9 protein-coding genes, 1 pseudogene and 1 riboswitch are annotated in these 11,300 nt (G+C 69.1%); of the genes and pseudogenes, 4 read left to right on the forward strand and 6 right to left on the reverse strand.

Annotation, left to right across the window (positions count from 1 at the left end):
• Positions 1–100 precede the first annotated feature (100 nt).
• From ACIPVK_RS21155 to ACIPVK_RS21175, 5 genes and pseudogenes are all read right to left on the reverse strand, one after another.
• On the reverse strand, positions 101–1,330 hold the full coding sequence (locus ACIPVK_RS21155) for a flavin-containing monooxygenase (protein ID WP_407613960.1): 1,230 nt from the start codon (positions 1,328–1,330) through the stop codon (positions 101–103).
• 84 nt (positions 1,331–1,414) lie between these two features.
• Positions 1,415–1,939: a methyltransferase family protein gene (locus tag ACIPVK_RS21160; RefSeq protein WP_407613961.1), complete on the reverse strand. Its 525-nt coding sequence runs from the start codon at positions 1,937–1,939 to the stop codon at positions 1,415–1,417.
• Positions 1,926–3,650, reverse strand: a complete 1,725-nt coding sequence (locus ACIPVK_RS21165) for a response regulator transcription factor (protein WP_407613967.1) — start codon at positions 3,648–3,650, stop codon at positions 1,926–1,928. Before ACIPVK_RS21165 ends, ACIPVK_RS21160 begins: the two co-directional genes overlap by 14 nt.
• A gap of 78 nt (positions 3,651–3,728) precedes the next feature.
• On the reverse strand, positions 3,729–4,391 hold the full coding sequence (locus ACIPVK_RS21170) for a hypothetical protein (protein WP_407613962.1): 663 nt from the start codon (positions 4,389–4,391) through the stop codon (positions 3,729–3,731).
• A gap of 153 nt (positions 4,392–4,544) precedes the next feature.
• Positions 4,545–5,471 (reverse strand): annotated as a pseudogene (locus tag ACIPVK_RS21175) (LysR family transcriptional regulator).
• Positions 5,472–5,630: 159 nt separating this feature from the next.
• Between ACIPVK_RS21175 and ACIPVK_RS21180 the strand changes: the two are divergent.
• Together ACIPVK_RS21180 and ACIPVK_RS21185 are read left to right on the forward strand one after the other, a co-directional pair.
• Entirely contained in the window at positions 5,631–6,935 is a 1,305-nt protein-coding gene (locus ACIPVK_RS21180; protein WP_407613963.1) for an aromatic ring-hydroxylating oxygenase subunit alpha, read from the forward strand.
• A gap of 131 nt (positions 6,936–7,066) precedes the next feature.
• Entirely contained in the window at positions 7,067–8,422 is a 1,356-nt protein-coding gene (locus tag ACIPVK_RS21185) for a ferredoxin reductase (protein ID WP_407613968.1), read from the forward strand.
• A gap of 16 nt (positions 8,423–8,438) precedes the next feature.
• Here the strand turns inward: ACIPVK_RS21185 and ACIPVK_RS21190 are convergent, their stop codons facing one another.
• Entirely contained in the window at positions 8,439–9,077 is a 639-nt protein-coding gene (locus ACIPVK_RS21190; RefSeq protein WP_407613964.1) for a histidine phosphatase family protein, read from the reverse strand.
• Positions 9,078–9,113: 36 nt separating this feature from the next.
• Positions 9,114–9,208, forward strand: a riboswitch (SAM riboswitch).
• A gap of 115 nt (positions 9,209–9,323) precedes the next feature.
• Here ACIPVK_RS21190 and ACIPVK_RS21195 point away from each other — a divergent pair.
• On the forward strand, positions 9,324–10,697 hold the full coding sequence (locus ACIPVK_RS21195) for an O-acetylhomoserine aminocarboxypropyltransferase/cysteine synthase family protein (protein WP_407613965.1): 1,374 nt from the start codon (positions 9,324–9,326) through the stop codon (positions 10,695–10,697).
• Entirely contained in the window at positions 10,697–11,194 is a 498-nt protein-coding gene (locus tag ACIPVK_RS21200) for a CoA-binding protein (protein ID WP_407613966.1), read from the forward strand. The genes ACIPVK_RS21195 and ACIPVK_RS21200 overlap by 1 nt, the downstream gene beginning before the upstream one ends.
• Positions 11,195–11,300: the final 106 nt, after the last annotated feature.

Below are 11,300 nucleotides of genomic sequence, written 5' to 3' on the forward strand. Positions count from 1 at the left end.
CCCCCCCCCCCCCCCCCCCCCCCCCCCCGGGGGGGGGGGGGGGGGCCCCCCCCCCCCCCCACTCGATTCATGTCGAGGTGCGGGTCCCGCATCCGGGCGGTCAGCCGGCCGCGACCATCTGCTCGACCAGGTGGGCGGCGTCGGCGCCGACCCCGGGGATCACCGACGACGGTTCGGAATGCAGCCACGGCAGCCCGATGGCATAGAGCCCGGGCTGGATGGTGACTCCGCGCTGATGGAACGGGTAGCCCCATTCATCCAGGATCGGCAACCCCAACCAGGAGAAGTCCAGCCGGAAGCCGGTGGCCCACACCACCGCGGATATCCCCTCGGCTTCCAGATCCAGGCTGACCTCCCCCTCCGGAACCCGACCGCGGCCCGTGGCCGGAGGATCCTGCGGCAGGTCAAGGCCGACGGCCGCGGCATAGGAGTCGAACATCGGACGGAAGCGGACGTCGAAGTCGGCCTCGGCGAAGGCCACCTTTTGGGCCACGTCGTCCCCGAAGCGCACCGTGGATCCGTCGGTGCCCAGGACCTTCCCGTGCAACACCGCGCCACGTTCGGCGAGGCGGCGCGGAGAATCCTCGAACAGGTGCGGATGACAGCCGAAGCGGGCCGCCGGGGTGGGCAGGTCATCCACCATGGGCACCTGCATTCCGTGCTTCGGGCCCTGGATCAGTATCTGCATGAGCCACCAGTACAGGTTCCGGCCGCGATAGCTGCGCGGGGCACCGGCACAGGAGGACACCGCCACGTGCACGCGGCGGCCGGCTGCCAGCAATTCGGAGGCGATCTGCGTGCCGGATTGCCCGCTCCCGACCACCAGCACCGCGCCTTTGGGCAATTGCCCGGGCTGCCGGTAGTCGTTGCTGTGCAGCTGCTTCACCGTCGCGGGGAACCCGGCCGCGGCCTCCGGCAGGCGTGGCACCTGGTAGGGGCCGGTGGCCAGCACCACCCGGCGCGCGGCAAACGAGGCGTCAGGGGTATCGACCCGGAAGCCGCCGTTGGCCACGGCCAGCCCCATCACCTCGGTGCCCAGACGCACCGGTGCGTCGATCCCTCCGGCATAGCCGCGGAACAGCTCGATGACGGCATCGCGGCCCAAGTAGGCATCCGGGTCGGGCCCCTGGTACGGCTGGCCGGGAAGCTGGAGGGAGAAGTTCGGGGTGACCAGCCGGAAGCTGTCCCAGCGGTCCTGCCAGGCGCCTCCCAGCGTTTCCCGGCGGTCCACCAGCAGGTGCCCGATACCCGCCTGGTTGAGCCAATAGCTGGTCGCCAGCCCGGCCTGGCCGGCGCCGACGACGAGCGTGTCCACTGTTTCGGTACCCATGATGTCCTCCCTGGGCGGGGGTTGTTCCCGCTTGCTCTTGGTATCGAGACTAGGGTCGGGCGGGTGCCGGCTGCTTCGGGAGAATCACCCATCCCGGCCCAATGGGTGGTTCTGTGTAGTGCTCCGGCACAGGTAGCGCGGCGTGCGGGCCGCGTAGTTCGCGTGCTCGCTCCCGAACGCCTCCAGCAGCCGGCGTTCCTCGTCCAGGATGTCCCGGTGCATCAGGAAGGCGGCCGCCGGGAGGCTCAGCACCACCCAGCCGCTGCCGGCCGCGATGCCGACGCCGGCGTGCAGCAGCAGCCACGCGAGGTACATCGGGTTCCGGCTGTGTCGGTAGGGTCCGGCGACCACCAGTGCCCGCGGCTGCGCCAGAAGCACGGGGCGGGCGGCCCGCCAGGCCGATCCGGCCAGCAGCACTCCTGCTCCGGCCAGCAGCAGGCCCGCGGCCCTCACCGGGGCCGCCGCGGGACGCCGGAGCACCGCACCGCACCTGCCCAGCAACACCGCGGCCGCCACCCCGACCAGGTGCTGCGGGGGCACCGGGACGTTGGACAGGCCACGGCGCCACCGTATCCCGGAATTCCCCGCCGCCGCGCTAACGGCTTCCATGCCCGTCCGCGCCTGCCGGCCGGCCCTGTCCGGCGCCTGCGGCGATGCCGCGGTCGTAGGCGTAGGCGGTGGCCGCCGCCCGGTTGACCACCCCGATCTTCGTGTAGATGTTGCTCAGGTGCCGGGCCACGGTCTTTTCGCTGAGAAACAGCGTCTTGGCCACCATGCGGTTGGTCATCCCCGTGGCGACGAGCCGAAGGACCTGTATTTCCCGCGGCGAGATCCGCGCGCCGTCCCCCGGGTACGATGCCGGTCCCGGGGCATCCGGCGTCCCGGGACCGGGTGCGGGGACGGACCCCAGCGCCCGTTCGACGCGGCCAAGTGCGGCCGCCGCCCCCAGCGCGTGCAGCGCCGCGCGTGCAGCATCCAGTTCCATCCTGGCGCCCTCGGCGTCGCCCAGCAGCCGGCAGGCCTCCGCCATCGCCACTCGCGTCTTGGCCACCTCAAGGGGCATGCCCAGGCCGGACCAGTGCTCCCGCGCCCGGCCCAGCAGGGCCAGGGCCTCTTGAGGGCGGTCCCCTTCCTGCAGGATCCTCCCCTGCAGGAACAATGCCTCGGCCTGCAACTGGACGGAGCCGAAGAAATGAGAGATTCCGGCCAGCTCGCGGGCCACTGCGGTGGCCCGCTCGATGTGGCCGACGGCCAGCAGCGCCTCCCCGGCCGCGGGCAGCAGCCGCGCCCGTTCGGTGGCGGCCGTGGCCTCGGCCAGGGCCCGTTCCAGGGCCCGCGCGGCTTCCTGGGGCCGGTCCTGGGCCAGGCGCAGCAGGCCCAGCCCGGGCTGCGGCGAGACCCCGAAACCGTGCGCACTCCCGTATCTTTGCTCGGCCTCCACAGCGGAACCGCGGATCCGTTCGAGCTCCCCCAGCTCGTAATTGGCCAGGCCCAACGCGGGATGCCGCGGCCGGGACAGCCGGTCCGCTGCCCGGGCGGCCTCCACCGCGGCGCGGTCCAGCTCGCCGCGATGGCGCAACAGCTGCGCTCGGTGCACCATGCACTGCCCGCGGTACGGGACCAGGTCGGGCTGGAGGTCGCACCAGTCGCCAAGGGCTTCGGTCCATTCCCGGGCACGCGGCAGGTCGAAGATGCCCTGGCACTCGGAGATCGCGGCGCAGTAGACAATGCCGACGGCGATCGGGCACACGGCGTGGCGGGTGACCACCAGCATGGCCTCGTCGATCAGCGGCAGGGCCTCGGCAATACGGCCCAGCCGGATAAGGGCCTGGCTTCGTCCCAGGGTCCCGAAGGCCAAAAGGTCCGCGTCGCGCAGCCGCTCCCCCGCCTCGAGCACCGTGGTCGCCGCAACGAGCGCGGCCCCGGGGTCGGAATCCAGCCGGAAATAGGTCTCGGGTATCAGCATCAGCACCTGCTCGGCGCAGTCGGGCGGGCAGTGCACCAGCAGCCGACCGGCACTGGCGATCCACCCGTGCGCCTGGGCCGCGCCGCCGCCGAGGGCCAATTCCAGGATCAACCAGAACGCGGCGTGCACCGCCTCGGGATACCGCCCGGCGGCCAACTCGGCATCATAGGTGTGCTCGAGACATTCGCGGCTTTCGGCATCGCGGCCCAGCAGATAGGCGGCGATGGCCAAGAGCAACAGGTCTGCCCCGTCCAGCGGCCCCTCGGCCTGCGCCGCGGCAAGGAACCGGTGCGCGGCCTTCCAATCCTGCCGCGCAAATCTCTCACGACCCTGTTCCAAGGCCCCGTTTGCCATCACGCTGAACACCTCTGCGGCCAGAATACCGCAGTTCCGCGGTGCGGTTGCCGCGGCTTCGGCCCGGGTTCGCAGGGCTCATCGCGAGCGCGGCCGGCGCGAAATCTCCACGTAGGCCATGGCCCCGCGACGGGCCAGCGTGACCGGTCCGAGCCCGCCGGCCCTGACCTCGTCAAAGAGCTCGGACGCGGTGCGGATCCGTGCGATGTCGCCGTGCGCCTTCAGCAGCGCCAGGCAGGCGTTGGACCGGGCCGACCCCTTGACCAGCGAGGCCAGGTACATCTTTCCGTGCTCTTCGAGTTGACGCCCGAGCGCGTCGACGGTGGCGGCGACGTCCGGGACCAGATGCAGCAGCCCCAGGCCGAGAATGGTTTCGTAGCGCCGGTGTCCCGCGGGTGCGAGCATGTCCCGGCATTCCAGGGTGATCCGCTCGGGCAGCCTGCCGCCGGCGGCGCTTGCGATGGACTCGCCCGCCAGCTCCAGCATCGCGGCGCTCATGTCCACCAAGGTCGTCTCCCGTGCGCTGGCCACGTGCAGCGTCGCGGTGGCCTGCGCCGTGCCGGCCGCCACCTCCAGCAGCGGGCCCTGCCCGGAACCGATGGCCCGGGCAGCGAACATTGAATACTGCCGGGGATCCGTGCCCCAAAACACCTTGTTGTACAGCCTTGAGCCGATCATGGCGTCGTAGGCCTTCGCCCATCGGGCGTAGTACTCGGGGTCCCCAAAAAACGTTTCACTCATGCACACATGGTGCGCCCGCGCGGGCGGGGTTTTCCAGACGTAGCCCCGGCCGGTTTTCCTGCTCTCCCGCCCCACCCATGTGCCGAAACGGATTTCGTCCGCCCGCACCCCAACGCGCCGTGCCCTAGGCAGGGGCTCCCCAGACACGCTGCCTCATTCCTCTTCCTCCAACCGTTCCGTGAGGATTCGCGTCGCCCTGGCCTGCAGGATCCCGAGGGATTCCTTGACCAGGGGCGAAGCGATGCTGCCCTTGCGCACGGCAGCGACGATCCTGCGCATGGGTTTCCCCTGGCCGGTGATGCGCAGCCGCGTCACGTTTTCCGCGCTGCCGAGGGGCGCCAACCGCGGGAGCAGCCCCACTCCCATTCCGGCACCGACGAAGGCGATCTGCGTTTCCCATTCGACGGCCTCGTGGGCAATGCGGGGTGTCACCCCGACCGCCGTGAAGGCCGCGGTGAACAGGGAATGGTAGGTCGACCCGGGAGCCTCAGTGATCCACGGTTCGGTGGCCAGCTCCTCGAGCGTCACCGTTTCCCGAGATGCCAGGGCATGGTCGGAAGGAAGGATCACGTCGAGGGGATCGTTGAGCAACGCGGTCTGCTCAAAGCGCGGATCGTCCTCGACCTAGGTATCCGACTGCATGGCCACGATGACCGCCAGGTCGATGCGCTCGGCAACCAACAGGTCGAAGCACCTGGCCGGATTCGCCTCCAGAACCTGGACCTGCGGGCGCGAGGTGCGAAGTGCCGCGGCCAGCGGCGCGAGCAGCTGGGCTGCCGCGGTGGAAAATCCGCCGAGCCCGAAGTGGGACTGCACCTGGTCCCCGGCCTCCAGCACTGCGGCCCGCAGCCGCTCCCATTCCGTCATCAACGTGTCCGAGCCCGTCACGAGATACCGGCAGGTGGCCGTCAGGCGCACGCCCCGCCCGTCCTTGGTCAGCAGCTGCATTCCCAGCACGCGCTGCAGCTCACGCAACTGTGCCGACACCGCGGAGGGCGAGTATCCGGTGAGTTCCGCGGTTGCCCCGACGGTGCCGGTCCGGGCGAACACCCGAAGGGTCGTAAGACGTTGATCAATCATGCAAGCATTCTGCACCATTATCCCCAAAATCTTGCGCTTTTATTGCAGAGCGCCGATCCCTACCCTCGTGAGTAAGACGATTTCAGCATTTCGGTGACATGGATCACCATCAAGATCCGCGGCCCCGCATGCCACCCCATTCCTCCGAGGAGTAAACACATGTCTGCTTCAGTGAACGTGCCCCTGTCTTCACGCGGCAAGCTCGCTTCGTCATTGCCTGCAGAGCAGCTGGCCGAGATCGCCGAGTTGTTCGACTTCCGGCGCGAAGGGTATTCCCTTGACGCGCCGTTTTACACCGATCCGGCGATCTTCAAGATCGACATGCAGGCCATTTTCGGCGAACACTGGCTCTTTGCCGCAAGCGTCGCGGAGCTCCCGGAACCGGGCGACTACGTGACAGTGGACTACGGGCCCTACTCCCTGATCGTGCTGCGCAATGACGAGGGCGGCGTGAATGTCCTGCACAACGTGTGCCGTCACCGCGGTGCGAGGGTCTTGACCGAGACCACCGGAACCACGGGCAACCTGGTCTGCGGCTACCACTCCTGGACCTACTCGCCCAACGGCGACTTGATCCACGCCTCCGCGCCCGGCGAAACAAAGTTCGACAAGAGCTGCTTCGGTCTCAAGCGCGCCCACAGCCGCGTATACGCCGGTCTCATCTTCGTCTGCGTTGCCGAGGAACCGCCGGCCGACTTCGACGAAACCGCGAAGATCTTCGAGCCCTACCTCGCGCCCCACGACCTGGGCAAGACCAAGGTCGCCTACCAGCAGAACATCATCGAGGAGGGCAACTGGAAGCTCGTGATGGAGAACAACCGGGAGTGCTACCACTGCGACGGGCACCCGGAACTCGCCTGCTCCCTCTTCCCCACCTGGGGCCTGACGGAGGGCCTGATCCCGCCCCACCTCGAGGAGGTGTGGGACCGCAACATCGAGGCCCAGGCCGCGCTCGAAAAGCGCTGCCAGCGCTACGGCATTCCCTACGAGGTCGTCGAGGAACTCGACACCCGCGTGGCCGGAATCCGCATCTCCCGCGAGTCGCTCGACGGCGATGGCGAGTCGTTCTCGCCCGACGGACACCGGCTCTCCAAGAAGCTGCTCGGGGACCTGCGCGACTTCCGCCTCGGCCGCTGCTCGATGCACCTGCAGCCCAACAGCTGGTTCCACTTCCTCGGCGACCACGTCGTCACGTTCGCCGTGTTCCCCGTCAACGAGCACCAGACCCTGGTGCGCACCACCTGGCTGGTCGCCGACGACGCCGTCGAGGGCGACGACTACGACCTCGAAAAGCTCACCCACACCTGGAAGCAGACCAACCTGCAGGACAAGGCATTCGTCGAACTGTGCCAGAAGGGCGCCGGCAGCCCCGCCTACGAGCCCGGCCCGTACATGAAGAGCGAATACCAGGTCGAGGCGTTCATCAACTGGTACGTCCAGCGCGTGCAGGAACACCTGTCGTGACCATGACCGTGACCGAACCCACGACTACGACCGAGACCACGACTACGACCGAGACCACGACAACAACCGAGGCCACAACCACGACCATTACCGCGCCACACCAGGAGCCACAGCGCATCCGCGGCCTGGAAATGCCGTGGAACCGCGTGCTGGGCAGCACCGAGGGACCTGCCAGTGCCGCGCGCGCCCTGGGCCCCTGGCACCCGCAGGAGTTCCTGGCCGAATGCGTCGAGATCGTTCCGGAGGTCGGCGGAATGCTGACCTTCGTGTTCCGTCGCGCCGACGGCGCGCCCCTGGCGTTTAGACCGGGCCAATACGTGAACATCGCATTCCCCGTGAACGGCGAGGGCGGGGACCCGGTGGACCGCAGCTACTCCCTGTCCAGTTCGCCCACCAAGCCGTGGACCTTCGACATCACGGTGAAGCGGGACCCGGCCGGCAGGGTCTCGCCGTGGGTGCACGAAAACGTCGGACCCGGCACGGTGCTCGAAATGCTCGGACCCGTCGGCGCATTCCACCTGCCCGACGCCGACCGGCGGGCGCGCTACCTCCTGCTGGCCGCGGGCTCGGGCATCACCCCCATCATGTCCATGCTGCGGACCATCCATTCACTGCCCGGACAGGCGGACGTGGTGGTTCTTTACCACGGCGCGGCACCCGGAGGCTTCGCCTTCCACCAGGAACTGGGCTACATCGCCACCGTGGATTCGCGCGTCACCGTCCACTTCTCCCTGGGCGACCGCAGCGCGCCCGAGGACTGGGAAGGCCTCACCGGCCGGCTGTCCGCCGCGATGCTCGACGAGGTGGCACCCGACGCCAACGGACGCCAGGTCTACGCCTGCGGCCCCGAGGGCTACCTGAACAACGTGTCCGAGATGCTGGCCGCGGTCGGCGTCGACGACACCTCCATCCACATGGAATTCTTCTCCGGAGACCGCGAGACGACCCTGGAATACCAGGCGGAGGTCGAGCTGGCGGAGGAGATTGCGGAGGAAATCGCCGAGGAAATCGCCGAATCCGCGGAGGATTACTACGAAAGCCAGCCTTCCGCCCTCGGCATGTACGAACCGGCCTACGACGACGAGGGCCCGCTGGAGGCCACCGGCCTGCCGCTCGAGGCGGCCGACCCCGGCCTTGCCGAACCCGTTGCCCCCGAAGCCGAGGCGGAAGAAGCACCGGACACCTCCGCCCCCGACGCGTCGGCATTCGACACCGTCGGAACGGGAACCCTCACCCTGTCCTTTGTTCGCACCGGCATCAATGTCCTGATCAATCCCGAGGAAAAGATCCTTGGCATTGCCCAGCGGGCCGGAGTCAGGATCGGCGCGAACTGCCAGGAGGGCATGTGCGGCTCCTGCAAGATCGTCAAGCTCTCCGGGGATGTCGAGATGAACCACCAGGGCGGGATCCGGGCGCGGGAGATCGAGGCCGGCAAGTTCCTGCCGTGCTGCTCGACCGCCCGGACCGACCTGGTGATCGACGCCTAGCCGGCGCCTGCGCGTTTCAGCGCGCGATCGCCGGTTCCTGTTCCCGCACCAGCTCCGCCAGCCGCACCGGGTCGACGTGGAGGACTTCCCCGTTCTCCACCTTCGCGCCCAGCGGCCTGCCGGCGAGCGCGTCGCGCACGATCCGCATCGTCGCGCCGTGGCTGACGACCAGGATCCGGCGGCCGGGGTTCGCTTCGACGATCCGTTGCAGGGCGGGCAGCGCACGGCGCAGCACGGCCTGCCGGTCCTCGGCGTGTTCGGCCAACAGCGTGGCCTCCGCGTCGGGAATCCCCGCCATGATCCGGCCCTCGAGCGGGCCGAAGCCGCGCTCGATCACCTCGGGCACCGGCTCGCCGGTCGGGGCCCGAAGCACCTCGGCGATCAGCTGCGCGGTCCGGGCGGCGCGGGACAGCGGCGAGCCGAGCACCAGGTCCCAGCCCTGGCCCAGCAGCGCCCGCCCGACCTCGCGCGCCTGTTCGCGGCCCGTCTCGTTCAGCTCGATGTCGGTGCGCCCCTGCAGGCGACCGGCGAGGTTCCAGTCGGTTTGTCCGTGTCGTACCAGTGCCAGCGCGGTGTCCATGGCTCGAGCATAGGCGCTGCGCCGCGGCAGGCGGGAATCGCGCGGGCGGTGCCGGGGCGCAACGTAAGGACTCAAAGTTGGGTCACAATCGGACATATTGAGAGACTGTTACAACCATCCCGAGCGGCCGAGAGATCTGGTTTGATGACGCCGCAGCAACCTGCCACAGCCGGTGGTTACGGTGCTACCGCCAGAAACGATGGAGCTGCTTTCCGCCCCGACCCGGGCGGGTAAGCGACATTGATCCCGGGATTCCTGCCGCGATGGCCCCACGCACTGCGCGGGGCCGAAGAACCAGTCGACAAGGAGTCGCAAGCCACCATGGCCGAACACCAATTTGGATTCCGCACGCGCGCACTGCACGCCGGCGGCACCCCCGACGCCGAGCACGGCTCGCGCGCCGTTCCGATCTACCAGACCACGTCATTCGTCTTCAAGGACTCCGACGACGCCGCGAACCTCTTTGCGCTGCAAAAGTACGGCAACATCTACTCGCGCATCGGCAACCCGACCGTGGCGGCATTCGAGGAGCGCATCGCCTCCCTCGAGGGCGGCATCGGCGCGGTGGCCACGGGCTCGGGCATGGCCGCCGAGTTCATCACCTTCGCCGCGCTGGCCGGGGCCGGGGACCACATCGTGGCCTCCTCGAAGCTCTACGGCGGCACCATCACCCAGCTCGACGTGACGCTGCGCCGCTTCGGGGTGTCGACGACCTTCATCGACTCCACGGATCCGGCCGAGTTCGCCGCCGCCATCCAGGAGAACACCAAGGCCGTCTACACCGAGGTCGTGGCCAACCCCTCCGGCGACATCGCCGACCTCAAGGGCCTGGCCGAGGTCGCCCACGCCGCGGGCCTGCCGCTGGTGGTCGACTCGACGCTGACTCCCCCGTACCTGCTGCGCCCGATCGAGCACGGCGCCGACATCGTCATCCACTCGGCCACCAAGTTCCTCGGCGGCCACGGCACCACCCTCGGCGGCGTCGTCGTGGAGGCCGGAACCTTCAACTGGGGCAACGGCAAGTTCCCCGCGATGACCGAGCCGGTGGCCTCCTACGGCAACGTCTCCTGGTGGGACAACTTCGGCGAGTACGGCTTCCTGACCAAGCTGCGTTCCGAGCAGCTGCGCGACATCGGACCGGCCCTGCCGGCCCAGTCCGCGTTCCAGCTGCTGCAGGGCGTCGAGACCCTGCCCCAGCGCATGGACTCGCACCTGTCAAACGCCAAGGCCGTGGCCGCATGGCTCGAGGCCGATGAGCGCATCAGCTACGTGAACTATGCCGGGCTTCCCTCCCACCCGCACCATGAGCGCGCCAAGGAGCTGCTGCCCCTGGGCGTCGGCTCGGTCTTCAGCTTCGGCGTCAAGGGCGGCCGCGCCGCCGGCACCGCCTTCATCGAGGCGCTGCAGCTGGCAAGCCACCTGGCCAACATCGGCGACGTGCGCACCCTGGTGCTGCACCCCGCCTCCACCACCCACCAGCAGCTTTCCGCGGAGCAGCTGGTTGCCGCCGGCGTGCCGGAGGACCTGATCCGCTTCTCGGTGGGCCTGGAGGACCTCGAGGACATCCTCTGGGACCTGGACCAGGCGCTGACCGCCTCGCAGCAGGTCGCGCAAGCCCCGGCCGGGGAAGCCTACGACGGGGCGGCCTGCTCCATCGACGCCGCCCGCGCGGCCGCCGTGACGGGAGCCAAGTAATGACCGCAACAGACATCCGCACCTGGGACGGCCCGAACGCGGCCGAGCGCCTCGAGATCCTGCGCAACACCAAGTCGATCGCGATCGTGGGCGCCTCCAACAAGCCCTCGCGCGCCAGCTATTTCGTGGCGACCTACCTGCTGTCCTCCTCCAAATACAAGGTCTACTTCGTGAACCCGGTGCTCGATGAGATCCTGGGCCAGCCGGTCTACAAGTCGCTGGCGGACCTGCCGGAAACCCCGGACCTGGTCGAGGTCTTCCGCAAGCACGACGACCTGCCCGGCGTGCTGGACGAGGCCTTGGCCGTGGGGGCAAAGACCCTGTGGCTGCAGCTGGGCTCCTGGCACGAGGAGGTCGCGGCGAAGGCCGAGGCCAACGGCATGAACGTGGTCATGGACCGCTGCGTGAAGATCGAGCACGCGCGCTTCCACGGCGGGCTGCGCCTGGCCGGATTCAACACCGGCGTCATCTCCTCCAAGCGCCAGCTGCTCGCCTAGCAGCACGAGCGCCGCTACGCGAAGGGTCCGTGGCCCCCACCCCCGGGTGTTGGGGGCGGGCCCGGGGGGGTTTGGGGGGGCCCCCCGGGGGGGCCCCCCCCGGGCC

Origin of the sequence: Paeniglutamicibacter sp. MACA_103 (genome assembly GCF_045798555.1) — a bacterium.
GTDB lineage: Bacteria > Actinomycetota > Actinomycetes > Actinomycetales > Micrococcaceae > Paeniglutamicibacter.